The sequence below is a fragment of the Arthrobacter sp. Leaf141 genome (assembly GCF_001424565.1).
In the GTDB taxonomy this organism is placed as follows: domain Bacteria; phylum Actinomycetota; class Actinomycetes; order Actinomycetales; family Micrococcaceae; genus Arthrobacter.
The window spans coordinates 167,302-192,784 of record NZ_LMOL01000023.1 but is presented as its reverse complement, the minus strand read 5'-3'; the positions used below and the strand labels follow the sequence as shown (position 1 = coordinate 192,784).

Here is a 25,483-nt window from a genome sequence, read left to right as displayed (position 1 = left end):
GTAACCACCAACCTAAGAGGTCTTCACCCTTTCACGATGTAACCAACGTCCTGGCCGAGTACACCTAGCTGCCTGCTTCAGGAAAGTCGTCGATTCCGGCGGCTGCCGCGTCCTGCTTCCGCTGCCGGTGCGACGGGGCCAGGAGTGCAGCCAGGAGGGCGAGCACGCCCACGGCAGCCGAGGCCCAGAAGCCCAGGGTGAAGGCGTCGTCGGACGGCGCCCCCTGCGGGGTGACGTTGGAAGAGATGAGCGCCGCGATGACTGCGGTGCCCACGCTGCTGCCAATGGTCCGCAGCACGGTGTTGGCGCTGATGGCTTCGCCGGTCTGGGTGGCGGGAACGCTTTCGACAATGGCATTGGACGTGGCAGCCAGTGCCATACCGATGCCAATGCCGGTGAGGACGCCGGAGACCAGGATCTGCCACGCCTCCGCATGGCCCAGGGCGGGCAGGATAAATGCGGCGATGACCGACACGGCACCCACAATCATGGGAACCTTTGGTCCGATCCGGCGGATGAGGGCACCGGCCACCACACCGGAGATGACCATGGCCACGATGGTGGGCAGCAGGTACAGGCCCGCCTCGCTGACGGACTTGCCGAAGCCGTACCCCAGCACGGACGGCAACTGCAGCAGCGTGGGGATCAGGATGAACGTGCCGAACATGGCGAACCCGAAGGCCAGGGCAACGATGTGGGCGGTCCACACGCCACGGTTTTTGAACAGCCGGACATCCACCAGGGGCTCGGCAACGCGCAGTTCGATGATGACAAAGGCTGCCAGTGCGGCGGCGCCGCCGATCAGGAGGCCAACAGTTTTGGCATCGCCCCAGCCCCAGGCCTGTCCTTCCGTGACGGCCAGCAGGATGGCCACCAGGGCCACGGTGAGGACGCCGGTTCCCAGCATGTCCAGGCGGCCGGGTTTGCGGACGGGGGACTCGGGCATCCCGAAGATGGCACCCAGGAGGGCGATGAGGACCAGCACGGCGGGCAGCCAGAACAGCCAGTGCCAGGACAAGGCCTCAACGATGGGCCCGGCAGCTACGATGCCAATGCCGGCGCCGATTCCGAAAATCGCGGACAGCAGGCCGATGGTGACGCTGACCCGCTCCTTGGGAAGCTCATCGCGGACAATGCCGATGGACAGCGGCATCACGGCACCGGCCGCGCCCTGGAGTACCCGGGCAATGATCAGCACGGTGAGGTTGGTGGCCAGGGCGGCCAGGACGGTACCGGCCAGGAGCAGCGCGAGCACCACAATGAGGACTTTACGCTTGCCCACCATGTCTCCCAGGCGGCCCAGCACGGGCGTCAGGACGGCGGCGGCCAGCAGGTAGGCGGTGAGGACCCAGCTTGCATCGCTGGTGGCGACGCCCAGGTCCTTGCCGATGGTACCCAGCGCAGGGGCCACGAGTGACTGCAGGACGGCAAAGGACAGCCCGGCCAAGGCCAGGTACATGATGATTGCGGTGCCCCGGGGCCGCTGGACGTCCGCTCCGGGCGCGGGACTCCCGGCCGGTTGCTGCGTAGTGACGGACATGATGCTCCTCCAAGATGTAAACAGTTGATGACTCATAATTGATCACGGAACAACCTAAGTCAACATGCGTTTACATGCCGGTATTCCGGATAGGGTTGGGGAAGGAAAGGCAGGACATGGACAACCAACAGACGACGACGGGCAGGGACGCAGCTGGCACGCGCCGCCGCCTGGTCCAGGCTGCCCGCCGCAGGTTTGCCACCGAAGGCTTCCGGGCTACCACGGTCCGGCATATCGCCGCGGACGTGGGCGTCAATGTAGCCCTGATCAGCCGCTATTTCGGGTCGAAGGAGGGCCTGTTTGAAGCCTGCATGAGCCGGACCGTTGACGAACTGGATCCGCGGCGGATTACCCGCCCCGGCACGGTGGACGAACTGGTGGACAGGCTGATCGGGCACATCATCGAACTGCCCAACCCGGATGATCCGCTCCAGCTGCTGCTTCTGCTCCGGTCCTCCGGCGATGAGCGGGCGGATGCCATCCGCCGCAGGACGCTGGAGTCCTTCACGGAACGGCTTGCCGGGGTTGCCGGCTGGCGTGCGGAGGACCCCACCACGGAGCCGCTCCTCCTGCGGGCGCAGATAGCGATCGCCACCATGCTGGGCCTGGTGATGCTGCGGACCTCCACCGGTGTCCAGCCGGTCACCTCTGCAACCTCCGCCGACTTCACGGAACCGCTGGGCCAGGCACTCCGGGCCCTGCTCACCACCGCGCCTGCCCCTACGCAGGAGTGAAACCCTTCCATTGAATGAAATCCGCCGGCACCGGCAGGCCCTGCCGGTTCATGGTTGGCTGACGGTTACCGGCTGCCATCCCGGCAGGACCAAGGGGCCGCACGTCACCGCGGCAAGCGCCCGGCGGTGGAAGGGGACAGCATGATCCGGGTTGAACCACGATGCCGCGTCATTATCGACAACGACTGGGCGGGCGATCCGGATGGACTGATCGGACTGGCCCACCATGCGTTGTCTCCGGCCAACCGGATCATCGCCGTGACGGGGTCGCTGACCAATCCCATGTTCGGCCCGCCGGCCGGCCAGGCCCTGGCGGGGTCAGCCCTTGCGGCGGAACTCCTGCAGGTCCTGGCTGTCCCGGCCCCGGTCCACGCCGGTCCGGACAGTCCTTTCACGGGAAGGCCGCGGGATTCCGCCGCTGCCCGCGCCATCGTGGCGGCGGCCAACGCCGACGGCGACCTTCCCGCGGTCCTGGTCTGCGCAGGGCCGCTGACCAACGTAGCGGACGCCCTGCTGGCGGATCCCGGCATCGCCGGCCGGCTCACCCTGGCCTGGGTAGGCGGCGCGGCGGCGGACGCCGATGAATACAACTACTTCACCGACCCCGAAGCAGCCGGCTTCGTCCTCCGCAACCCGGACCTGGCGGTGTGGCAGTTTCCGCTCGAGACCTACCGTCAGTTGGTGGTTTCCCTGGCGGAGCTTGAGCACCGCCTGAAACAAGCGGGCGACGCCGGCGCCTGGCTTTGGGAGCGCTTTGACACCCTGCAGGTTCCGGACGTCGTAAAGTTCGGCCCCACCTGGTGCCTGGGGGACAGCGCGCCGCTGCTGGTCACCGGCCTCGACGATGTCACCAGCAGCTATGAAACAACCGGCACCGCGCCGTCCCGCCGGCTCTATAAGCAGCTGGATTCTCGGCTGGTGGTTGAGGATTTCTTCGCCCGGCTGGCCCTGAACAACCGCGCCTGAACAACCGGGCCTGAACAGCGGCGCTTGAACGCGCCCCTAAAAGCCGCTACTCCGCCGGTGGCCGCCGTCGTTGCTGCTTGGTGGCGGACCGCTGCACCTTGGCGGCGAGGCGGCGGCGGTGCGACCCGCGGGTGGGCTTGGTGGCCCGGCGAACGGCCGGACCCGGCGCCAAGGCATCAGCAACCAGCGCCGCCAGTTTCGCCAGCGCCAGTTCGCGGTTCCGCAGCTGAGAGCGCTGCTCGGACGCCGTCACGGTGATCACGCCGGCAACGAGCCGGGGGCCCAGCCGGGCCAGCAGCATTCCGCGCTGGCCTTCCGAAAGAACAGCAGAAGCGCCTGGATTCCAGGACAGCTCCGCCCGGCTGTCGGTGGTGTTGACGTGCTGCCCGCCGGGACCTGAGGCGCGCGAAAATCGCCAGCCCAGCTCGGCCGCCGGGATAACAAGCGTGGGTAGCACCTCCAAATCCATTCCCCCAGAATTGCACACCGGCGGCGCGGTGGCCGCCACCGGGCCGGTCAGGCCGGGTTGCCCGCTTAACCCGAATCTTCTATCTACACGAGTAGATAGATCAAGGCCAAATCAGAAAGCTTGCTGCTAAAGATTGAGAGCGGCAACTTGAAAAACAGTTGACTCGAGTAGAAATACGGCCAAGAATAGTGGAACCGCACCCGCACTCAACAAAAGGACCCATAACAATGACGTTTTCTCTCGGCGTGGTTGGCGCCGGCCAGTTCGGCGGCCAGTTTGCCCACCTGTTTATGCTGCACCCCGGCGTCAGTGCCGTCTACGCCGTGGACGAGCGCCCGGAGCGTGCCGAAGAGGCTGTCCGGCAACACCACCTGACCGGCACCATGGCGTCCTTCGATGACCTGCTTGCCTCCGACGTGGACGCTGTGGCCATCTTCACCCAGCGCTGGACCCACGGGCCGTTGGTGGAGCGTGCGCTACGGGCCGGCAAGCATGTCTACTCGGCGGTGCCCATGGCCATCACCGAAGCCGAGATCGCGCGGATCATCGAGGCGGTACGGGAGACCGGGAAGGTGTACATGATGGGGGAGACCAGCTATTACAACCCCGCCACCGTCTATGCCCGGAACCGGCAGGCCGCGGGCGACTTCGGCCGGCTGTTCTACACCGAAGGCGACTACGTCCACGACATGGACCTGGGCTTCTACGATGCCTACGCCTACAGTGGCGGCGAGCAGTGGAAGGAAACGGCAAGCTACCCGCCCATGCTCTACCCCACCCACGCCATCGGCGGCGTGCTGGGCGCCACGGCCTCCCATGCCGTCAGCGTCAGCTGCGTCGGGGTCAGGGATGACCGCGGCGATGGCGTCTTCGACCGTGAGATCAGCATGTTCGGCAACGATTTCTCCAACGCCACCGCCCTGTTTGAAATGAGCGACGGCGGGGCCATGCGTACCAATGAGATGCGCCGGGTGGGCTACCCCTCCCACATCCGTGAATCGCGGTTCCGGTTCTTCGGCACGGAGGCCAGCTTCGAGCAGCTGGCCAACGTGACGGTGTGGCAGAACAAGGCGGCCGTGGAGGACATCTCGCACCTCATGGCGACGCAGGCCAGCATGTCCCTGGACGATCCGTCGCTGGAGAACGTGGCGCCGGAACTCCGTGACGCCTTTGTGTCCGGGCTGGCCCCTGTCCATGACAGTTTCCGGCTGCCCGCCGAATTCCAGGGCGCGCCCAACGGCCACGAGGGCAGCCACCATTTCCTGGTGGACGACTTTGTGACGGCGGTCAACTCCGGAACGCTGCCCCCGGTCAACGCCTGGACCGCCGCTCGCTTTACGCTTCCCGGCATCATTGCGCACGAATCCGCCCTCCAGAATGGCGCACGGCTGCCCATCCCCGACTTCGGGGACGCGCCGACGGCGCTCTAACCGGGAGGCGCGGGCGGCAGGTCACACGGCGAAATACTTGAAGCTTTGAGTAAACATACCTAAGATAAACTTTAAGCTTCAAGTAACTCGACCGCAGAGGACCGCCATGACCGCTGTTGCCCACACCTCCCGCCACTTCCCGGTCCCGCCCGCGGCCACCGTGCGCACCCAGGTCACCGTTCCCCTGCGTTTTTCCGACGGATACAGCACCACCGCTGACGTCCTGACCTTCCACGGCCTGGCCGACGGCAAGGAACACCTGCTGCTGGCCCTCGGACCGTGGGAGCAGGCCCTCCTCGGTGCCGACCCCGCGACCGGATCCCCGGCCGGAGCCGCCCCGCTGGTCCGGATGCACAGCGAGTGCATGACAGGGGACGTCTTCGGCAGCGAGCGCTGCGACTGCGGACCCCAACTCCGCGAAGCCGTGGAGCAGATTGCCGGCACGGGCGGCTTCCTGCTGTACCTGCGGCAGGAAGGACGGGGCATCGGACTGTATTCAAAGCTGGACGCCTATGCCCTGCAGGACACGGGGCTGGACACTTACGATGCCAACCTGGCGCTGGGCCACGCGGCTGACGAACGGGACTACACCGCCGCGGCCCAGATGCTGCACGCCCTGGGCGCCACCTCCGTGCGGCTGCTGAGCAACAACCCGGACAAGGCCGCCCAACTGGCGGGGTTCGGCATCGGCATCACCGAGTCGGTCGCCACGGGCGTGCACCTTTCGGCGGCCAACGGCCGGTACCTCGCCGCCAAGCGCGACCGGACCGCCCATACGCTGGTCCTGCCGGCCGCCGTCGAGCCCTCCGCCGTGGAGCGTTCTGCAGGAAATGCTTCCGCTGTGCCGGCGCCTGCCGGCATCCCCGATCCCGCAGACCTCCTGGCCCGGGTGGAGGCCCTGGCCCCGGCCCTGCAGTCCCGCGCTGCCAACACCGAGGCGCAGCGGCGCCTGCCGGCGGACACCGTGGCAGACCTGCATGGTGCCGGAGTCTTCCGGGTCGTGGTCCCGAAGGCCCTGGGCGGCTTCGGCATGGGCGCGGACACCTATGCAGAGGTCATCCGGCTGCTGGCCAGGGGCTGCGCCTCGACGGCCTGGACGGCAGGGCACCTGATGGAACACGCCTGGATGCTGGCGCGCTGGCCGCGTCAGATCCAGGACGAGGTGTTCAACCACGGAACCATGCCCCTGGCCGCTGCGACCAGCGCACCGGCGGGAACGGCCCGCACCGTGCCCGGCGGGCTGGCCATCACCGGGCACTGGCGCTTTGCCTCCGGCATCCTGCACTCGGAGTGGGCCCTGCTGGCCGTGGACCTCGACGGCGTTCGCCTGCAGTGCCTGGTCCCGGTGCCGGAGCTGGAACTGCAGGATGCCTGGCAAACCGACGGCCTGCGCGGAACAGGCAGCAATGACCTGCTGGCCAAGGACCTGTTTGTTCCGGGCTACCGCACCCTGGCGTGGGAGAAGTTGGCGGCGCCGGACAACCCAGGCAGCAGGATTCACCCGGAACCCCTGATCCACGCACCCATGGGGACGCTGCTGAACCTGGTGGCGCCCTCGGTGGCCCTCGGCGCTGCAGAAAGCGCCGTGGACCTGTTCCGGGACCGGCTGCAGGCCGGCGGCGGCAAAAACCCCGTGGGCCGGCAGGCAGACTCGCCGCTGGCGCAGGCACGCTTTGCCCGGGCCTTCGGACAGCTCGCCTCGGCCCGCCTGCTGTGGACGGAGGCCCTTGGCGCCATCACGACGGCGGGACCCGGGAAGGGCGCGGACCCCACCGAATCCGGGCGAGCCGAGGTCCGGCTGCTGCTGGGCCTCAGCGCCGATGCCGCCCAGGACGCGGTGCGCCTGGTTATGGCCGGTTCCGGAGCCGGCGTGCACCGGCTGGCACATCCCCTGCAGCGGATCCAGCGCGACATCGGCGTCCTGGTCAACCACCCCACCTTGAGCCTGGACCCCATCCTGGAGCGGGCCGGCCGCGACCTGCTGGTCAGTGCCGCTGGCCGTTTCCGGTCCGGTACGTCGCGGGCGTGACCCCACCCGGTAACTGTTCAATTGCCGTGGCCTGCAGGCTGCACGGGGTTCCGAAACCTGCGCGGCGATGTCCCCTGCCATGATCTCCACGTGGGGTGTTCACCTTGCAGGCGGTATCGTGGCTGGCCAGCGGGCCGGTACCGGCGTCCGGCGGTAGCCGGATCGGCAGGCGCCGTGGAAGGATCAGGTATGCCCCACCGCCTGATGTTGCTGGACACCGCGTCGCTGTACTTCCGTGCCTTCTACGGGTTGCCGGATTCCATCCGGCGGGCGGACGGGACCCCCGTGAACGCGGTCCGCGGGCTGCTGGACATGATCTCCCGGCTCACCACCGACTACCGCGCCACGCACCTTGTGGCGTGCTGGGACAACGACTGGCGGCCGCAGTGGCGGGTGGACCTGATTCCCACCTACAAAGCCCACCGGGTGGCCCAGGCGTTTCCTGACGCCACCGACGTCGAGGTGGTCCCGGACGCGCTGGAGGCGCAACTGCCCATGATCCGCGAGGTGCTGGATCTTGCCGGCATCGCCGTGGTGGGCGCCGCCAACCATGAAGCCGACGACGTTATCGGCACCTACGCCAGCCATGCGGCCTTCCCCGTGGATGTTGTCACCGGCGACCGGGACCTGTTCCAGGTCTGCGATGACCGCCGCCAGGTCCGGGTGATCTACACCGCCCGGGGCATGAAGAACCTGGACGTGATGACCGAGGAAACCGTGGTGGCCAAATACCGGGTGCTCCCGCAGCAGTACGCCGACTACGCCACCCTCCGCGGCGACGCCTCGGACGGTCTCCCCGGTGTTGCGGGGATCGGCGAAAAGACCGCAGCTACGCTGCTCCTCGACTACGGGACCCTGGCAGGACTCCTCGAAGCAGCCGCCAACCCCGCCAGCAAGATCTCCCCGGCCGTGCGGTCCAAACTGGCGGCGGCCGGGGACTACCTTGAAGCAGCCCCCGCCGTCGTCAACCTGGTGCGGGACCTGGACCTGCCTACCCTCGAGGAGGCAGGCGCGCACCTTCGTCCGGTGACCGGCGGTCCGCGGAAGGAACTGGAGCGCCTGGCCACCGAATGGAATTTGGGCGGCTCGGTCCAGCGGCTCCTGGCAGCCCTGGACCAGCGCGCCTGAAGGTTCGAGGCAGGTCAGCCGGCAGCTTTCCTGATGTGGTCAGCGATCCGCTTCTCCGTCTCCGGGGTGAGGGCGAGCAGCGCGAAGGACGTGACCCAGAGGTCGCCGTCGTCAAGGTTCGCTGACTCCTCGAACCCGACTGTGGCGTAGCGGGAGGTGAACTTGGCCGCTGCCTTGAAAAACACCACCACCTTGCCGTCCGCGTCCGTGTACGCCGGAAAGCCGTACCAGGTCTTGGGCACCAGCTGCGGGGCAACCTCGGTGACAATCCGGTCGATCCCCTCCGCGAGGACACGGTCGTCGTCAGGCATTGCCGCGATCGCGTCGCGGACTGCCTGTTCCCCTGCGGCCCGGGTTTTACCGGCTTTTTCCTCGGCCCGGAGTTCCGCGGCGCGCTGTTTGACAGCATCCCGCTCGTCCTTGGACAGCCCTGTGGTTTTTTCAGCCATGTGATCCTCCGTTAACAACTCCGCGGCGGGTGGTCCGCCTCTCCTGAATCTACTGCTCCTGACGCCGCGGCGCCCGCCGTCAGGCGATTTTCCTGGTGGCCACCCGCAGCCGGTTACTGCTGCCGCACGGCACGGCCCAGGCGCACTGCTGCTTCTTCCAGCCGCTGTGCGGGGACGTCCCCGAAGGCCAGCCGGATGTGCCGGTCAGCGTCCGTGCCGGGCCCGGAGGCGAAGAAGGAACCCCGCTGGTACTCCACGCCTTCGGCGCTGGCGGCTGCCGCCAGTGCGTCCGCGTCGATTCCGGCGTCCTGAAGGCGGGGCCACAGGAAAAGGCCGCCGCCGGGAAGGGTGGTCTGGAACGCTCCGGGGGCTTCGCGTTCCAAGGCGGCCACCAGCGTCCTTGCCCTGGTCAGGTACAGCTCCCGGGCCCGCGCCAGGGTGGCGTCAAACAGGTCCGGCTGGGACGTCAAAAGTTCGCCCACAATGGCCTGGACCAGCGTGGAGCTGTGCGAATCCTGCCGGCTGCGCAGTGCCACGAGGTCCGCGGCGAGGTGTTCGGGTGCCACCAGCCAGCCCAAGCGCAGCCCGGGGCCCAGCGTCTTGGTGAAGGTGTTGATGTGGATGACGTGGTCGGAGGTGTTGAAGGCGTCAACGCTTTCCGGTCCGCCGCTGTACCAGAGTTCTCGGTACGGGTTGTCGGCCAGGACCACAAAGCCGTAATGCTCCGCCAGCCGGACCAGCTCGGTCCGGGCCCCGGCCGGAAGTGTGCCCTGCGAGGGGTTATGGAAGTCGGGGACCGTGTACAGCGCTGACGGGCGGGCACCCGCGCGGAGCCGGTCCGCGAGTTCGTCCACGTCCAGTCCGTGCGCGCCCACCCGGATGGGCAGGGTGTTTGCACCGGAGAGCTGGAGGCCGCGGAGGAAGAGCGGGAAGATGGGGTTGTCCACGGCCACCGTGTCGCCGCGTTCCACCACCGCCTGGATGCCCAGCGACAGGCCGTGGAAACCGCCGTTGGTGATAATGATCCGCTCCACCGGGACGCCTTCCCTGGCGGCAATCCAGTCCCGGAGCGGCGAAATGCCTTCGGTGCGGGAGTACTGGAGTGCCGGCAGCCCCGGGCGGGACAGGACCCGGGTGGTGGCCGCAGCCAGCTCCGCGGCAGGGAGGACTCCGGGGTCCGGGATACCACCGAGCAGTTCGATGGCATCCTCCCGCCGGTCACGGAGGGTGGCGTCGCCGAAGCCTTTCGGGGCGGTGAACCCTGCGATCAGTGCTGTTTTGCGCGCCGGTGCGGGCCGGGTCGGGGTGGAAGTCATGATGCAGCCTTTACGGGTTGTTGGACGGGGCCGGCGCCGGGAATGGCCGCCAGGAGCGCCTGGGTATAGGGATGTTCCGGCCGGGAGAAGACCTGATCGACGGTGCCTTGCTCCACCACCTGTCCCCGGCGCAGGACGGACACGGTGTCCGCCACCTGGCGCACCAGTGCCAGGTCGTGCGAGACGAAGAGGTACGTCAGGCCGAGCCCCCGCTGCAGCCGGGCCAGCAGTTCGAGGATTCCGGCCTGCACGCTGACGTCCAGGGCGGAGGTGGGTTCGTCCAGGACCACAACATCGGGGCGCACCACCAGCGCGCGGGCTATGGCCACCCGCTGGCGTTGGCCGCCAGACAGTTCCGCGGGCCGGCGGCGCAGGGTCTCCGCGGGCAGGCCCACGGCTTCCAGCGCCTCGACCACCAGCGCGGCCCGGCCGGCCTTGTGGCCCACCTGGAACCGGTCCAGCGGTTCGCGGATGATCCTGCCCACCCGCCAGCTGGGATCCAGGGACGTGAACGGGTTCTGGTAGACCAGCTGGAGGTGGCGGCGGACGTCCCGCAGGGCAGCCCGGGACAGCCCGGCGGTGGGTTGGCCGCCCACCAGGATGCCGCCGTCGTCCGGTTGGTCGAGACCCAGCAGGAGCCGGACGGCCGTGGTCTTGCCGGAACCGGACTCGCCCACCAGGGCGTGCGTCCGGCCGCGCTCCACCGTGAACGACACCTTATCCAGGGCCAGGAAGAATTTTTTGCCGGTCCGGAACCGCTTGGTCACCCCGGCCACCTCGATCTGGGGCGCCGCCGGCTCAGTGAGGGCGGATGAGGCAGTCCGCTGGCTGCGGTACCGGTCCGGATTCAGGGCCGGGACGTCGGCCTGCAGGCTGCGTGAATACTCCGTGGCCGGGGCGGCAAACACCTCCCGCGAGGAGCCCGATTCCTGCACGGCGCCGTCCTTGAGCACCACCAGTGAGTCCGTGCGCTCCGCCGCGATGGCCAGGTCATGGGTGATCAGGAGGAGGCTGATGTCCAGTTCCTGGCGAAGGTCCGCCAGCATGTCCAGGATGAGTTTCTGGACGGTGACATCCAGGGCCGACGTCGGTTCATCCGCCACAACCAGGGCGGGCCGCGGCAGCACGGTGAGGGCGATCAGGACACGCTGCAGCATGCCGCCGGAGAGCTGGTGCGGGTAGGAGTCATAAACCCGCCGCGGGTCCGGCAGGCCCACCTGCCCGAACACGCGCAGGACGGCCTCCCGGCGTTCGTCGGCGCCTGCCGGTCCCAGCAGCGCCGCGGCTTCCTGGGCCTGGGCGCCGATGGTCCGGACCGGGTTCAGGGCGGAGCCCGGGTCCTGGGGGATGAAGCCCAGCTTCCGGCCGCGGAGGGGACGGAACTGCCGCTCCGGAACGGCCAGGACCTCCGTGCCGTCGAACCGGACACTGCCGCCGGCGGACGACCCCGAAGGCAGCAGCCGGAGGATGGCTTTGGCGATGGTGGACTTTCCGGATCCGGACTCGCCGATCAGGGCCAGGCTGCCACCGCGGTCCAGGCTGAAGCCCACGTTGTGGACCACGTTGTTGCGCCCGTAGGCGACATTGAGCCCTGCCACAGTCAGCAACGCTTCGTTCCGGGGTGTCGGCACTGGATTTTCCTTTCCTGCGGGGTGGACGGTTTCGAGGCGACGGACGGCGTTCACCGGGTGCTCCGCAGCCAGCGGCTGATCCTGTTGACGGCCAGGACGGTGGCCACGATCACCAGGGCGGGCGCGTAGACCAGCCACGGTGCCGTGGGGTAGGTCTTTCCGGATGCCACCAGCAGGCCCCAGTCGGACGCCGGGGGCGGATCGCCGTAGCCCAGGAACGCCAGCGACGCGATGACCAGGATGGACGTGCCGAACTGCAGCACCGCCAGCACCAGCACCGGGCGGTAGGCGTTGGGCAGCACATGGCCCAGCAGCGCCTGCAGCCGGTTTCCGCCCTGCAGGTAGGACGCTTCCACAAAAGCGGCCCGGCGGACCCGGATCACTTCCGCCCGCATCAACCGGGCAAACACGGCCACGGCCGAAACGCCGGTGGCGATGGCGGCGTTGATGGTCTGGAAGCCCAGCGAGCTGACAATCACCACGGCCAGAAGGAAGCCGGGGATGGCCAGCAGCACGTCCACGAACCGGCCCAGGGTGGTGTCCACCCAGCCGCCGCGGAATCCGCTGGCAAGTCCGATGGCGCTTCCCACCACCAGCCCGATGATCACTGCCACCAGGGCGCTGGTCACCGAGGAAGCGGTCCCGTGGACCACCCGGGCATATTGGTCCCGGCCCAGGTAGTCCGTGCCGAACCAGTGCTGGGCGCTGGGGGCAGCGAGCTTCGCTGCGGTTTCGCCGGTGACCGGGCTGAAGGAGGTGAAGACCCCGGGGACCAGGGACCAGAGCACCACAATGAGGAGGACCAGGAAGGACAGCGCCACCGTGGGCGGCAGGATGGTCCTGGTGCGGAGGGACGCGGCGCCGGCGCTGCGGAGCCGGGCGAAGGTCAGGTCGGCACTCATGCGTCCACCGTTTCGTTGATCTTGACCCGCGGATCCAGCAGCGGCGTGAGGAGGTCGGCGGCGAGGTTGACGGCCACAAACACCACTGCCGAAATGGCCACTACCGCCTGCAGGACCGGTTGGTCCTCGCCGGTGACGGCTTTCTGCACCACGGTGCCGATGCCGTCGCGGCCGAAGATGGTTTCGGTGATGACTGAGCCGCCCAGAAGTTCGCCGACGATCAGGGCGATCATGGCAACCGAGGGCAGTGCGGAAGGTTTGACCAGGTGCCGGGCGAACAGCGCGGCCTCGGTAAGTCCCCGGGACCGCGCCACCTGGGCGTAGTCCTGGCGGCTTTCGTGGTCCAGGCTGGCGAGCAGGACCTCTGCCAGCGGCGCCGAGACGGGAATCGCCAGGGTGATGGCGGCGAACAGTGTGGCCGCGGCACTGTTGGGATCGGTGGTGGTGAACGAATGCAGGCGGAACGCGAACAGTTCAATCAGGACCAGCCCGATCACGAAGTTGGGGACGGACAGGAAAAATGACGGGATGGAGCGCAGCACCCCCGCCCACCGGCCGGGCGCGTAGTGGGCGCCGTAGGCGATGGCCACGGCGAAGACCAGGGCGATGACAAAGGCAGTGAACGCCAGGGTCAGGGTGGAGGGGAGCGCGTCGCCAACCAGCTGGGCCACCGGCAGGTTGGACTGCAGCGAGAAACCCAGCTGCCCGGTGAGGAACCGGCCCAGGGACAGGACCAGCTGCACCAGGACCGGCTGGTCCAGTCCGTAGTAGGCAACGATCCGCTGGATGTCTGCCTCGCTGAGCCCGTGCTGCGGGTCCCTGAGGCTGTTGGTGATGGCATCGCCCGGAAGGACGCTGATCACCAGGAACGTGAGGATGTACGCCAGCAGGACCACCACCACGGCCTGGCCGGTCCGGACCAGGGCAAAGCGGCCATAGGTGTTGGTCATTTCCGCCACCACCCAACTGTTGCCGGGGGCCGGGACGAGGTGGCCGGGCCGGTCATTTGGCGATCCAGGCGGTATAGAAGTTTGCGTAGGCCAGGCCGTTGTACTGGACGTCCCGGACCTTCGGGGAGATCAGGTACAGGCGCTGGACCAGCTGGTTCAACGGGATGAAGTAGCCCTGTTCCAGGACGTACTGCTGCAGTTCGCCGGTGACCTTTTCACGGGATGCCCTGTCGGACGCGCTGGCTACGGCGGCGGACAACTCGTTGAGCCGGGTGTCCGAGGTGCCCACGTTGAACCAGTCCTCGCCTTTGTTCTGGCTGGTCAGGACGCCTGCCACGGTACCCACGTCCACAAAGCTGCGGGACGTCTGGAACAGCGGCGGACGGCTGGCCTGGATCGCGGCGTATCCGGCGACGTCCACCACCTTGAGGGTGACCTTGATGCCGATCCGCTTGAGCTGCTGGGCGATGAGTTCGTCCTCGGCCTTGGTGGAGGGGACGTAGGGGTTCGGCGTCAGCGGGAACTCGAGGGTCTTTCCGTCCTTGGTGCGGTAACCGTCGGAGCCGGTTTTCCAGCCGGCGTCGTCCAGCAGCTTGCCGGCCTTGTCCGGGTCGAAGGCGAAGGAACTGCTGTAGTCGCCTGCTTCCGGGACGTTGCCCTGGATGAAGGTGGTGGCCGCGTCCCAGTCGGGAGTGTAGACGGTGCTGCGGATTTCCTCGCGGTCAATGCCGTGCTGGATGGCCTGCCGGACGCTGACGTCGTTGGTGGGGAAGGCCTGCGTGTTGACCTGGAACCCATCCACAAAGCCCAGGTACTTGGGGGTTCCCACGGTGAAACCGGCGGCCTTGAGTGCTTCGATTTCCTGCGGTTCCACGTTGAAGGCAACATCCGCCTGGCCGGAGGCCACCGTGGAGGTCCGCACGGAGGTGTCCTTGATGACTTTATAGGTGATGGTGTCCAGCCGGGCCGGGCCGGTGTGGCCCAGCGCTGCCGGGCCCCAGTTGTAGTCCGGCCGCTTCGCCAGCACATAGCTGTCGCCCTGCTTCCAGGACTTCAGCACAAACGGGCCGCTGCCGATTTCCTGGCTGAGGTCTGCCTGCGCCTCGGCAGGGAGGGCAAGGGTTTCCGGGCTGAGCAGGATGCAGCCGTGGTAGGCCAGGGTGGCGATGAAGCCCAGGGCGGGGGAGGAGAAGGAGACTTTGACGGTCTTCGCGTCCGCAGCTTCGGCGCCCACGTAGTTGCTGGCAGGGAAAAGGCCCACCTTGCTGATGCCCCGCTCGGGGTCCCCCTTGGCCCAGGCCTGGAGGTTTGCCACCACGGCGGCCGCGTCCAGCGGGGTGCCGTCGGAGAAGGTGACGCCGTCTTTGAGGTGGATGACGAAGTCCTTCGCCCCGTTCAGCTCCTCCCAGCTTTCGGCAACCCAGGGGCTGAGCGCACCGTTGGCGTCAACGTAGACCAGCTTGTCCGTGAGCTGGCCCCAGAGGTTTCCCTCGTAGCTGGAGATGGAGGTTTTGCTGGACACCCAGCCGGTGTCATAGCCCTGGATCAGGAAGGTGATGTTTCCGCCGTCCACGGGAGTGCCGCCGTCGGCCGGGGTGCCGGTGGCCGCGGGACCGCCGCAGGCGGTGAGGAGGGCGGTGGCGCTGATGGCGCTGAAGCCGGCAAGGAACGCGCGGCGTTTGAATTCTGTTGCATGCATGGGGGTGGTCTCCTGGAAAAGTGTGGGGATGTGAAGTGGGCTAGATGGCTTTGCCGGGGTTGAGCCGGTGGAAGGGGTCCAGGGCGGCCTTGATGGCGTGCTGGGATTCCCGGACGCGTTCAGAGAGTTCCAGCGCGGCCCAGTCCTGTTTGAGGCTGCCGATCCCGTGTTCGCCGGTGACGGTGCCGCCCAGGGCGAGGGCCACCCTGACCAGTTCCGTGGCAGCATCCTGGAGGGCTGCCGGGGGCTGGTCCTCACCTGGGCCGATCGGCAGGGTGATGAGCGGGTGCAGGTTCCCGTCTCCGGCGTGGGACACGGCGGAGATCTTCACGCCGAAGCGTGCCTCCAGCGCGGGAAACGCCGCATAGACCTCCGGCAGCCGGGATTTAGGCACAGCGATGTCCTCGCCGATGTACCAGTGGCCGGCCGGCAGCCCGCGCCCGCTGCGGCGCAGCTCCCAGAGTTGGACGGCATCCGCAGCAGGCTCCACGGTGACCCGGCCGCCCTTGGCGGTCAGGGCGTCGGTCAGGTCCGACGCCTGCCCGGCGATGCCGTAACCATCGATTTCAATGAGGATCAGCGCTGCCCCGCGGGCCCGCAGGTCCGAGCCGGAGTGGCTGTCGATGGAGTCCAGGGTGGGGGTGTCGAAGAACTCGATGGCTGCGGGCCGGACGGGGGAGAGCGTGATGGCGCCGAGCGCTGCGGCGCCCAGGGCCGTGCTGTCGAAAAACGCGGTGACGGTGTTGCGGGCCACGGGGATGGGCCGCAGGCGGACCGTGGCCCGGACCACGATGCCCAGGATTCCCTCGGAGCCCACAAACAGGGAGGTCAGATCCAGGCCCGTGACGCCTTTGATGGATCGGTGCCCCACCGTGACCAGGCTGCCGTCAGCCAGGACGACGTCGAGGGCCAGGACGGATTCCCGGGTCACCCCGTATTTGGCGCAGCGCAGCCCGCCGGCGTTGGTGGCGATGTTGCCGCCGATCGAGGAGATGTCGTAGCTGGCAGGGTCCGGTGCGTAGAACAGCCCGTATGGAGCCAGCGCGGCGTTCAGGTCCGCATTGATGAGCCCCGGCTCCACCACTGCCACCTCATCCAGCGGCGAAATCTCCACAATCGCCGCCATCCGTTCGGTGGACACCACCACCTGCTCCCCAGTCGCGGTGGCGCCGCCGGACAGGCCGGTCCCCGCTCCGCGCGGCACAACACTCAGGCCCAGTTCGACGGCGAGTCGCACCACTTCCTGCACCTGGGCTGCCGTCCGGGGAAAAACCACGGCGGGCCCTGGCTGTCCGGCGCCCGCCGCGCCTGCCCTGGCGGTCGCGGCGTCGTAGCGGTACCGGTCCGTCCCGTCGGCGGGTGCCAGGAGCTCAATGGCGGGGTGGCGCTCGCCGAGTGCGCTGGCGAAAGCGTCGAGGACGCGGGGGGACGCTTCGGTTTCAACTGTTGTCATGCCGGGATCTCTCGTCGGGGCCAGTGCAACGCAGGGGAGGACCGGGCCGGGGGTTCGGGGGCCGGCCGGCGGGGTTTCAGCCCGGCAGCCACTGCGAAGTTAGCCCCGGCGCCGCGGGGGCCGCCAGTTCTCCCGACACGCGCATCAACAGTTCGCAACCGCAGTTCACGGTGGTTCGCGGCACGTCAAACAGCGTCTTTTTACGTCGCAGCGAACCGTCCCGTGACGGCAGAAGTAGTGCTGTGAATTTTCGTTGCGGCCCGCGTCCGGGCATTGCGGCGGCGCTTGAACTGAACGATTTGGGGATGGTTTGGTGAGGTAACGATCCGAACGAGAGGCCCTTCACATGACAGCTACATCAGATCTTGCGCCCCGCAGGCTTCGGGACATCTTTGGAACCTTCGCCACCGGCCTGACGGTCATCACCAGCGCAACGGACAATGGCCCGGCCGGGTTCACCTGCCAGTCGTTTGCCTCGCTCTCCCTGGAGCCGGCGCTGGTCACCTTCAGCCCGGCCCGGACGTCCAGCACCTGGCCGCTGCTCCGCGAGGCAGGCTCGTTCACCGTCAACATCCTGCCGGCGGAACACCAGCACCTGGCAGGCCAGTTTGCCCGTTCCGGGGCGGATAAATTCGCCGGCGTCAGCCACGCTGCCTCGCCGCTGGGCAACCCGGTCCTGGATGATGCGCTGGCCTGGATCGACTGCGAACTCCACGCGGAGTACGACGGCGGCGACCACACCATCGTGGTGGCAGCCGTCCGGCACCTGAGCGCACGCCAGGATGCAGAGCCGCTGCTGTTCTTCAAGGGCCGCTACGCCGGGATTTCCGCTGCTGACCGGCTGCTTGAGGTTGCCAGCTGATCTGCGGCTGTTACCCGGTCCCCGAAACGCCCGGATGTTCCATGGTGACGTGCGAGCGGAGCCGTTGGAGGCCGTCCCTGATCCTGGACTTGACCGTGGGCAGCGGCACGGAGAGCTTCGCGGCGATGTCCTGGTAGGTCAACGAGCCGAAGTAGGCAAGGAGAATTGATTCGCGCTGCAGGGCTGACAGGCACGCCAACGAGGCAATGATGATTTGGGCGTCCATTTTGTCGGCCAGGTCGTCGACGAAACCGTCGCAGGCTGCCGGCGCGGACCCGGCCCATCGATGATCGCGGGTTCGGCTGCTTTGGGTTGACCTGACTTTGTCCACAGCCCTTCGGTGGGCAATGGTCATCAGCCAGGCCATCGGAGTGCCCACGGCCGGCCGGTATTTCCCGGCGTCCTGCCAGGCAGTGATGAATACTTCCTGCACTACTTCTTCGCTGAGCGCCCGGTCAACAACAACGCGCTGGACCAGCCCGGTGACGCGGGTGGATGTCTGCCGGTAGAACTCGCTGAACGCGTGGTGGTCACCTTCGGCTGTACGCAGCAGCAACCCGGCAAGACTGTCACCGGCCTGGTCGGTGGCGAAACAGGCGCCCTGCTCGACGGGGCCGTTCATGAGGCCTTCACCGGCAACGGACAAGCGCCCATCAACTGCCCCGACAGGGTTTCCAAGTGGACTGCCGTTGTGTCCAGCACGCGGGACCCGTGGCACTTGGAACAGCAGACGGCCACTGCCAGGGTGCCCTCCTGCCGCCCGGAAACGCTGGGCGACGCAATCTCCAGGTGCAGGTCGGTGTCACACGTGGGGCACCAGGGGCGTTTTCCCCGGGGCTGGTCCTTGTCCCGTGGAACATAGCTGCTTAACGATGTTGTCATGGCCGTCTTAAACCAATGCCGGATAGCTGGCAAGAATGTAGTCCGCGCCCGCCGGTCCCTTCATGCGCAGGCCCTGTCCAGGGTCGATGCGGTCCCTCATTGCAGCCCAGAAGATGTGCTCGGCCTGTTGGGGGTGCTGCGATAGGGTGCACCAGCTGGTGTACAGGCCGTAGAGGGAGTCCGGGGCAAGAGTCGAGTCTGACTCCTGGTCCCGGTGGGTGGCTTCCTGAAGGAACCGGTCAAACTGTGAGTACGCCATGGTGGGTCCTTGGAGGGGATGCGGTGGGCCGTCTTTGGGGTGTGGCTGCCTGGAATCGTCCCGGCAGTGGAGCAGCCGGGTCCAGACTCAGGAGAGATCCGCCATGTTGTCCTGGACCGCCCAATGGTCGGCGCCGGTGGTGCCCCCATGGCTGGCGATGAGGGCCACGGCCATGCTCTTGGCCAGGACGGCTGCATCCCTGTCGCCTTCAACCGCCGAGATGATTGAGCCCTTGGTGAGGATGTGGCATGACCGCGCGAAAACATCCGGATGGTCCAGTCCGGCCTCCTCGGCAAGGTTCCGCATAAAGGCTCTGACCTGCGCCAGGTAGCTCATCGATGCTTCCCCCAGGGGGTGGGTGGGACCCATCTCCAGCATGGTGCTTATCAGCGCACAGGCCTGGAAGTCGTCCCGGCGGAACCATCCATCCAGGACGTCGAAAATAGTCAGCAACTGGGCTGTCGGGTCCTCGGACCGCTTTCTGCACTCAGCAATGATCTGTTCAACGGTCAGGTCCTGATGACAGCGTTCCAGGAACGCGAGGACCAACTCATCCTTGGCGGGGAAGTGCCCATAGAACGTGGCCTTGGCAACCCCGGCACGGGAAATAAGTTCAGCGATGCCGACATCCCGGATGCCACGCTGCGTAAATAATTCATAAGCGGCCGCCATGATGCGCTCCCGCGCGCCGGAAGGCGAGCTCCCGGAAGGGACGGGAGCGGCAAGCGGGCCAGCTGAAGAGCTACGTGAATGTTCCATCAGGGCAGACATTACACTACCCAGACAGACCGGTCTGTACGGTGTCCCGCCAGGAAAGGACAAGTTGATCCCGGGCCGTCGCCGGCCCAGTGCCGCAAGCACCATCCGCCCGGTAGTAAGCTTGCTGAACAATATCAGTAAGCGTACTGATGAACCGGAGGACGGGAGCAGGAACCATGGGCGTAATCGTCAGCGCCGTTTGCTGGCTGGGCCTTGCCGCGAGCGGCACCCTGGTGGGCCTGGCAGCCAGCGGTAACGGGGCGCAGGGCCTCAATGGCCTACAGCTGGTTGGCCACGTGTTCCTGGGCCTCGGACTCGGGCAGTTGCTGACGTTGGGCCTGAAGGCGCTGGCCCTGCAGCTGGTGCGGAAGGCTGCCCCGCCGCGGGTGGACACCAGCCAGGAACCCGTACAGGCTCCCGTCCGGCTTGCGAGCGTCCTGCCCCTGCCGGTCCGCCGCACCGCTTCGGGGGCGGCCCGGCACGCCGCCTGACGTGCCGGGCCGCCGCGCTGGCCTGACCCTGCCGCTTGGCGCGCTGGCCTGCCCCCCGGCCTGACCTGACGGACGCGCGGCTTGCCTGGCCGGGAACCGGTGCCCGTACAAAACCGGGCAGAATGGACGGGTGACTTCTCCTGAGGGACCCGCCCCGACGCGTCCTGGCCCCGCCTTCGACCTGGCCGCCATCGGCGCCGGCCTCGCGTTCGCCGCATCCCTGCCAGCTCTCCGGGAGGCGCTGGGCGCCGGGATGGCCGCTGTGGTGCAGGCACCACCCGGAACCGGCAAAACCACCCTTGTCCCGCCGCTGCTGGCAAACCTGCTGGGCGCAGGAAAACCAGGCACCGGCAACCTGAAGATCGTTGTTACGCAGCCCCGCCGGGTGGCTGCCCGTGCTGCTGCGCGGCGGCTATCGGCCCTGGCCGGCACCCCACTGGGTGGACCGGTGGGCTACACCGTCCGCGGCGAAAACAAGACCAGCCGGTCCACCGTCGTCGAATTTGTCACCCCGGGCATCCTGTTGCGCCGCCTGCTGGCCGATCCCGGCCTGGCGGGGGTGGCCGCCGTCGTCCTCGATGAAGTCCACGAGCGTGGCCTGGAGACGGACCTGCTGGTGGGGATGCTCGCCGAAGTCCGCGAGCTGCGCGGCGACCTGACCCTGGTGGCCATGTCCGCCACGCTCGACGCGCCCCGGTTCGCCGCGCTGCTGGCGGATTCCGACGGCGGCCGGCCGGCTCCCGTGATCGACTGCCCGTCGGCGCTGCATCCGTTGACAGTGGACTGGCAGCCGGCCGCAGGGCCGCGAGTGGATGGCCGGGGTGTGGCACGGGATTTCCTGGACCACGTGGCCGCGACGGCCGCGCAGTTCCATGCCCGCGCCCTTGCCGTCGAGCCCGGCGCTGACGCTTTGGTGTTTGTCCCGGGTGCCCGGGAGGTGGCCCAGGTTGCGGCTGCGCTGCGTGGCCGGCTGGGCAGCGGCGTTGACGTCCTGGAGCTGCACGGCCAAGCCCCCGCGGCCGACCAGGACAGCGCCGTGTCCGGCCGGCGGCAAGGCGGGAAACCACGGATCATCGTCTCCACGGACCTGGCCGAATCGTCGCTGACAGTGCCGGGGGTGCGGCTGGTGATCGATTCCGGCCTGTCCCGCGAACCCCGGCGCGACGCGGGCCGCGGCATGACGGGGCTGGTCACCGTGTCCTGCTCGCGGGCGTCGGCGGAGCAGCGGGCAGGCCGGGCCGCCCGGCAGGGGCCGGGAACAGTGGTGCGGTGCTACAGCCAGCAGGCGTTCGGAGCGGCCCCCGCCCACGTGACCCCGGAAATTGCGGTCGCGGACCTCACCGGCGCCGCCCTTACCCTTGCCTGCTGGGGCTCTCCGGGCGGCGCGGGCCTTGCCTTGCCGGACCAGCTGCCGCAGCAGGCACTGGCGGACGCCACGGCGGTGCTGCTCGAACTCGGTGCGGTGGGTGCGGACGGGCACCCCACCGCCACCGGCCGCACGCTGGCCGGCATTCCGGCGGACCCCCGCCTGGCCAGGGCCCTGCTGGCCGGCGGCACCGCCGCGGGTCCCGTCCTGGCAGCACAGGTGGTGGCAGCCGTGGCCGGGGACCACCGCGCGCGCGGCGCCGACCTCCCCGGCCTCCTGTCGCAGCTCCGTGCCGAGAGGGGCCCGGAAGGCCGGAGGTGGGCTGAGGAGTCCCGGCGGCTGCAGGACCTCGCCGCCCGGGCCGGGAACAGCGGAAAGGCGAAGGCGCCCGGTTCTTCCCGCCCTGAAGCCGGCAGCGGCGCAGAGGCGGTGGGCGCCGTGGTGGCACTGGCTTTCCCTGGCAGGGTGGCGCAACGCGTCGCCGGCGACGGGCCCGAACGCTACCTGCTGGCCTCCGGCACCCGGGCCGGGCTGCCGGCCGGGAGTTCCCTGGCCGGCCACGAGTGGCTGGCCGTGGCCGAAGTGTCCCGTGCGGAAGGCAGGGACGCTGCCGGCACGGGAGCCGTGATCCGCGCCGCCGCGCCGCTGACGGCTGCCTTGGCGGAATCCGCGGCAGCCCACCTGCTCAGCGACTCCGTGGTGGCACAGTTTGTGCAGGGACGGGTCAGCGCCCGGCGGGTCCGCAGGCTCGGCGCCATCGTCCTGGCGAGCACCCCGGTCCGGCCGTCCCCGGCGGAGGGCCGGACCGCCGTGGCGGCGGCGCTAAGAGCTGAGGGGCTTGATGTGTTGGCCTGGCCGACGGCGGCACTGGACATCCGCCGCCGGCTCGCCTTCCTGCACCGCGAGATGGGGGCGCCCTGGCCGGACATGTCGGATACGGCCCTCCTGCAGCGGCTGGATGACTGGCTGGGGCCTGAGCTGGCGGCACTGGCCGGCGGCGCCGCCGCGGGCAGCCTGGATCTTTCCCCGGCCGTGCGCCGGCTCCTGCCCTGGCCCGAAGCAGGGCGGCTGGACAGTCTGGCACCTGAGCGCCTTGAAGTTCCCAGCGGTTCCCGGATCCGGATTGAATACCCGGCCGACGCTGACGGTACCGGCCGGCCGGTGGTGGCGGTCAAGCTGCAGGAGTGTTTCGGGCTGGCCACCACACCCCGGCTGGCGGACGGCCGGGTTCCGGTCCTGTTCCATCTGCTCTCACCGGCCCGGCGTCCGCTGGCGGTTACCGATGACCTGGCGTCATTCTGGTCGGGGCCCTATGCGCAGGTCCGGGCGGAGATGCGGGGCCGCTATCCACGGCACCCCTGGCCGGAAGACCCCTGGTCGGCGCCGGCCACCGCACGGACGAAACCCCGGTAGGGCGGCCTTCCGGCGCGGGAGCAGGCCTGCCGCAAGCGCAGGGTGAGATGTCCGATACACAGCGGAAACGCCGCGTCGACCCGTTGAAACATGGTCCCGTTAGTCTCGGATCCACAGGGGCAAGGAAGCCCGAATGGACCTGGAAGGATGCACCGAATGTTTCTTTTGAACAGCCTCAGTCTTCTGCTCGACGGACGCCGCAACGACGATGGGCACGCCTTCGGCAGCAGCGCCGGCAGCAGTTTCCCGGCAGGCCGGCTCACCTCAGCCGCCTGGGAAGGCTGGTGGCACGAAGAGCAGGTCTGAGCCCGGCACCCCTACGGCTGCGGATCCAGCCGGGACAGGATGAAGGCTGCGACGGGGATGGCAGCGGCGGCACCGACGTCGAACGCGGCCCGCTTTTTGCCCGCGACGGCGAAGGAGTGGTCCCCGCCGGCCACCCATTCCAGGAAAGCATTGGTCCCTATCCCGGACACCACGCGCGTCAGGAGGTCCGGGGTGGCAAACGTGTCCCGGCTGCCCTGCAGGAAAAGCATGGGCAGCGTCAGCCCGTACAGGTGTTCGTCCCGGATTTTTTCGGGCTTTCCGGGCGGGTGCAGCGGGTAGCCCAGGTACACCAGCCCGGCGGCGGGCATTCCTTCGGCCACGGCCATGGACGCCATCCGCCCGCCGAAGGACTTGCCGCCGGCCCAGAGGTTCCCGTGGTCCCCGTGGTCCGCGGCCAGTGCAGCGGCATGGTCCATGGCGGAACGCCAGGCGGCAATGGCTACGGGTGGCCGGTCCGGGAATTTCCGGCCGGCTTCCCGGTACGGGAAATTGAAGCGCAGGCTGGCAACGCCGGCGTCGGCCAGTCCGGCGGAGAACCCGGCCAGGAACGGATGGTCCATGCCCGCGCCTGCCCCGTGCGCCACCACCAGGGTCGCGGCGGGGTGGTCGGGGCGGGTATAGGCGGCCGAAACCGCCCCGTCCGCCACGGTGATGGTGCGGGGTTCTTCTGCGATGGGCATGGATCCATCATGCCGGAAGCAACGGCCCTGCGACGGGGGCAGGGTGTACGTTGTCCCCATGGCGAGCGAACAGACCACCATCACAGTCCAGGGCCCCCACGGCGAACGCGAAATGCGCATTTCCAGTCCCTCAAGGGTGCTCTGGCCGGAGCTTGGCCTCACCAAGCTGGACCTGGCCAACTATCTCGCCGATGTGGGGGACGCCTTCATCGCCGCCAACGGCGACCGTCCCGTTTCGCTGCAAAGGTTCTCCGACAACATTGACGGCGAGCAGTTCTTTTCCAAGAACCCGCCCCGCGGCACCCCGGACTTCGTCCGCTCCGTCAAGGTGGTCTACCCCAGCGCCCGGTCCCACCCCCAGCTGGTGCTGGATGAACCGGCCGCGGCCGTCTGGGCCGCGCAGATGAACACCGTGGTGTTCCATCCGTGGCCGTCCAGGGCGGATAACACGGACAACCCGGACCAGTTGCGGATCGACCTGGACCCGCAGCCCGGCACGGACTTCAAGGACGCCGTCCCCGCAGCGCGGGTGCTGAGGGACGTCCTGGCCGAGGCCGGACTGGACGCGTTCATCAAAACGTCTGGCAACCGGGGGCTGCACGTTTATGCCCCCATCGAGGCCACGCGGGAGTTCCTGGACGTCCGGCATGCCGTGATCGCCGCAGCCCGCGAGGTGGAGCGGCGGATGCCGGACCAGGTCACCACGGCATGGTGGAAAGAGGAACGGGGCCAGCGCATCTTCCTCGACTACAACCAGGCCAACCGGGATCGGACCATTGCCGGCGCCTACAGCCCGCGGGCCCTGGCGCACGCTCCGGTCTCCTGCCCCATCACCTGGGACGAACTGGACACCGCTGACCCGCGGAACTTCACCATCCTGACGGTCCCGGAGCGGCTCCGCACCATCGGCGACCCGTGGGCGGATTTCGGCGCGAAGCCCGGCACCATCGACACGTTGATGCAGTGGTGGGAACGTGACCTCGAGGCCGGGCTGGGCGAGCTGGCATTCCCACCCGACTATCCAAAGATGCCGGGCGAGCCGCCGCGCGTCCAGCCCAGCCGGGCAAAGAAGCCGGAGTAGCCGTTTTTATTCGAAGCGGGACGGGTCGCCGGCTCCGCGCCGGACCACCTCGGCCACCCCGCTGGAGAAGTCCACCACCGTGGTGGGCTCGGAGCCGCAGTCGCCGGCGTCCACCACGGCGTCCACCTGGTGGTCCAGGCGTTCCTTGATGTCCCAGCCCTGAGTCAACGGATCCTCCTCGTCCGGCAGCAGCAGGGTGCTGGAGAGAAGCGGTTCGCCCAGTTCCGCCAGCAGGGCCTGCACCACCCGGCTGTCCGGGATCCGCACCCCCACGGTCTTCTTCTTGGGGTGCAGCAGGCGCCGCGGGACTTCCTTGGTGGCGGGCAGGATAAACGTGTACGCGCCAGGGGTGACGGACTTGATGCTGCGGAACACGTCATTGCCGATGTTCACAAACTGGCCCAGTTGCGCAAAGTCCCGGCACACCAGGGTGAAGTGGTGCTTGCTGTCCAGTTTGCGGATGCTCCGGATCCGGTCCAGGGCGTCCTTGTTGCCCAGCTGTGCGCCCAGCGCGTAGCAGGAATCCGTGGGGTAGGCGATCAGGCCGCCGTCGCGCACCATGCTGATTGCCTGCGAGATGGCGCGGGGCTGGGGGTCCTGTGGATGAACGTCAAAGTATCTGGCCATGTGGGAGAGCCTACGTTCCCGGGACCGCCACCGCACCACC

The 25,483-nt window shown here is 68.3% G+C and carries 24 protein-coding genes; 10 read left to right on the top strand and 14 right to left on the bottom strand.

Annotation, left to right across the window (positions count from 1 at the left end; translation table 11 throughout):
* Positions 1–64 precede the first annotated feature (64 nt).
* Positions 65–1,540, bottom strand: coding sequence for an MFS transporter (locus tag ASF72_RS15960; protein WP_056600461.1), 1,476 nt, complete (start codon positions 1,538–1,540; stop codon positions 65–67).
* Positions 1,541–1,656: 116 nt separating this feature from the next.
* Here ASF72_RS15960 and ASF72_RS15955 point away from each other — a divergent pair, with 116 nt between their 5' ends.
* Both ASF72_RS15955 and ASF72_RS15950 read left to right on the top strand, forming a co-directional pair.
* Entirely contained in the window at positions 1,657–2,274 is a 618-nt protein-coding gene (locus tag ASF72_RS15955; RefSeq protein ID WP_082484338.1) for a TetR/AcrR family transcriptional regulator, read from the top strand.
* A 141-nt stretch (positions 2,275–2,415) separates the two neighbouring features.
* On the top strand, positions 2,416–3,240 hold the full coding sequence (locus ASF72_RS15950) for a nucleoside hydrolase (RefSeq protein WP_056600459.1): 825 nt from the start codon (positions 2,416–2,418) through the stop codon (positions 3,238–3,240).
* A 46-nt stretch (positions 3,241–3,286) separates the two neighbouring features.
* Here the strand turns inward: ASF72_RS15950 and arfB are convergent, their stop codons facing one another.
* Entirely contained in the window at positions 3,287–3,709 is a 423-nt protein-coding gene (gene arfB, locus ASF72_RS15945) for an alternative ribosome rescue aminoacyl-tRNA hydrolase ArfB (protein ID WP_050685167.1), read from the bottom strand.
* Between the two features lie 227 nt (positions 3,710–3,936).
* Between arfB and ASF72_RS15940 the strand changes: the two genes are divergently transcribed.
* The 3 genes from ASF72_RS15940 to ASF72_RS15930 all read left to right on the top strand — a co-directional run bounded on the left by ASF72_RS15940 (position 3,937) and on the right by ASF72_RS15930 (position 8,296).
* Complete coding sequence (locus ASF72_RS15940) at positions 3,937–5,139, top strand: Gfo/Idh/MocA family protein (protein WP_056600457.1); 1,203 nt, start codon at positions 3,937–3,939, stop codon at positions 5,137–5,139.
* A gap of 106 nt (positions 5,140–5,245) precedes the next feature.
* A complete protein-coding gene (gene ribA / locus ASF72_RS21225) occupies positions 5,246–7,168 on the top strand; it encodes a GTP cyclohydrolase II RibA (RefSeq protein ID WP_056600455.1) in 1,923 nt (640 codons plus the stop codon).
* A gap of 189 nt (positions 7,169–7,357) precedes the next feature.
* A complete protein-coding gene (locus ASF72_RS15930) occupies positions 7,358–8,296 on the top strand; it encodes a 5'-3' exonuclease (protein ID WP_197273546.1) in 939 nt (312 codons plus the stop codon).
* Between the two features lie 14 nt (positions 8,297–8,310).
* Here ASF72_RS15930 and ASF72_RS15925 read toward each other — a convergent pair whose 3' ends face one another.
* The 7 genes from ASF72_RS15925 to ASF72_RS15895 form a co-directional block, all read right to left on the bottom strand.
* Complete coding sequence (locus tag ASF72_RS15925) at positions 8,311–8,745, bottom strand: iron chaperone (protein WP_050685162.1); 435 nt, start codon at positions 8,743–8,745, stop codon at positions 8,311–8,313.
* Positions 8,746–8,858: 113 nt separating this feature from the next.
* Positions 8,859–10,061: an aminotransferase-like domain-containing protein gene (locus ASF72_RS15920; protein WP_056600454.1), complete on the bottom strand. Its 1,203-nt coding sequence runs from the start codon at positions 10,059–10,061 to the stop codon at positions 8,859–8,861.
* A complete protein-coding gene (locus ASF72_RS15915; RefSeq protein WP_056600478.1) occupies positions 10,058–11,692 on the bottom strand; it encodes a dipeptide ABC transporter ATP-binding protein in 1,635 nt (544 codons plus the stop codon). The genes ASF72_RS15920 and ASF72_RS15915 overlap by 4 nt, the downstream gene beginning before the upstream one ends.
* Before the next feature lie 50 nt (positions 11,693–11,742).
* The gene (locus tag ASF72_RS15910; RefSeq protein ID WP_157371010.1) at positions 11,743–12,594 is read right to left on the bottom strand and encodes an ABC transporter permease; all 852 of its coding nucleotides are present in this window, start codon (positions 12,592–12,594) and stop codon (positions 11,743–11,745) included.
* Positions 12,591–13,544, bottom strand: a complete 954-nt coding sequence (locus ASF72_RS15905; protein ID WP_050685160.1) for an ABC transporter permease — start codon at positions 13,542–13,544, stop codon at positions 12,591–12,593. The genes ASF72_RS15910 and ASF72_RS15905 overlap by 4 nt, the downstream gene beginning before the upstream one ends.
* A 52-nt stretch (positions 13,545–13,596) precedes the next feature.
* On the bottom strand, positions 13,597–15,243 hold the full coding sequence (locus ASF72_RS15900; RefSeq protein WP_050685159.1) for an ABC transporter substrate-binding protein: 1,647 nt from the start codon (positions 15,241–15,243) through the stop codon (positions 13,597–13,599).
* Between the two features lie 40 nt (positions 15,244–15,283).
* Positions 15,284–16,696: an FAD-binding oxidoreductase gene (locus ASF72_RS15895; protein WP_056600453.1), complete on the bottom strand. Its 1,413-nt coding sequence runs from the start codon at positions 16,694–16,696 to the stop codon at positions 15,284–15,286.
* 346 nt (positions 16,697–17,042) lie between these two features.
* On the opposite strand from ASF72_RS15895, the gene ASF72_RS15890 reads away from it, so the two are divergent.
* Positions 17,043–17,558 (top strand): flavin reductase family protein, encoded by a 516-nt coding sequence (locus ASF72_RS15890; protein ID WP_050687784.1) that lies wholly within the window; start codon positions 17,043–17,045, stop codon positions 17,556–17,558.
* Positions 17,559–17,568: 10 nt separating this feature from the next.
* Here ASF72_RS15890 and ASF72_RS15885 read toward each other — a convergent pair whose 3' ends face one another.
* The 3 genes from ASF72_RS15885 to ASF72_RS15875 form a co-directional block, all read right to left on the bottom strand.
* Complete coding sequence (locus ASF72_RS15885; protein WP_157371009.1) at positions 17,569–18,180, bottom strand: sigma-70 family RNA polymerase sigma factor; 612 nt, start codon at positions 18,178–18,180, stop codon at positions 17,569–17,571.
* A gap of 267 nt (positions 18,181–18,447) precedes the next feature.
* On the bottom strand, positions 18,448–18,699 hold the full coding sequence (locus ASF72_RS15880) for a hypothetical protein (RefSeq protein WP_056600451.1): 252 nt from the start codon (positions 18,697–18,699) through the stop codon (positions 18,448–18,450).
* A gap of 87 nt (positions 18,700–18,786) precedes the next feature.
* Positions 18,787–19,371, bottom strand: a complete 585-nt coding sequence (locus tag ASF72_RS15875) for a TetR/AcrR family transcriptional regulator (RefSeq protein WP_056600449.1) — start codon at positions 19,369–19,371, stop codon at positions 18,787–18,789.
* 263 nt (positions 19,372–19,634) lie between these two features.
* Between ASF72_RS15875 and ASF72_RS15870 the strand changes: the two genes are divergently transcribed.
* The 3 genes from ASF72_RS15870 (at position 19,635) to ASF72_RS20710 (ending at position 23,034) form a co-directional block, all read left to right on the top strand.
* Positions 19,635–19,949, top strand: a complete 315-nt coding sequence (locus tag ASF72_RS15870) for a hypothetical protein (protein WP_056600447.1) — start codon at positions 19,635–19,637, stop codon at positions 19,947–19,949.
* Between the two features lie 130 nt (positions 19,950–20,079).
* Positions 20,080–22,728 (top strand): ATP-dependent helicase HrpB, encoded by a 2,649-nt coding sequence (gene hrpB / locus ASF72_RS15865; RefSeq protein ID WP_056600445.1) that lies wholly within the window; start codon positions 20,080–20,082, stop codon positions 22,726–22,728.
* A gap of 156 nt (positions 22,729–22,884) precedes the next feature.
* The gene (locus ASF72_RS20710; RefSeq protein ID WP_164468851.1) at positions 22,885–23,034 is read left to right on the top strand and encodes a hypothetical protein; all 150 of its coding nucleotides are present in this window, start codon (positions 22,885–22,887) and stop codon (positions 23,032–23,034) included.
* Positions 23,035–23,045: 11 nt separating this feature from the next.
* On the opposite strand, the gene ASF72_RS15860 is transcribed toward ASF72_RS20710, so the two are convergent.
* Positions 23,046–23,735, bottom strand: coding sequence for an alpha/beta hydrolase family protein (locus ASF72_RS15860; protein WP_056600443.1), 690 nt, complete (start codon positions 23,733–23,735; stop codon positions 23,046–23,048).
* Positions 23,736–23,793: 58 nt separating this feature from the next.
* Between ASF72_RS15860 and ligD the strand changes: the two genes are divergently transcribed.
* Positions 23,794–24,816 carry a non-homologous end-joining DNA ligase gene (ligD, locus tag ASF72_RS15855; protein ID WP_197273621.1) on the top strand — a complete coding sequence of 341 codons (1,023 nt, stop codon included), beginning with the start codon at positions 23,794–23,796 and terminating at the stop codon, positions 24,814–24,816.
* Between the two features lie 6 nt (positions 24,817–24,822).
* On the opposite strand, the gene ASF72_RS15850 is transcribed toward ligD, so the two are convergent.
* On the bottom strand, positions 24,823–25,443 hold the full coding sequence (locus tag ASF72_RS15850) for an L-threonylcarbamoyladenylate synthase (protein WP_050687795.1): 621 nt from the start codon (positions 25,441–25,443) through the stop codon (positions 24,823–24,825).
* Positions 25,444–25,483: the final 40 nt, after the last annotated feature.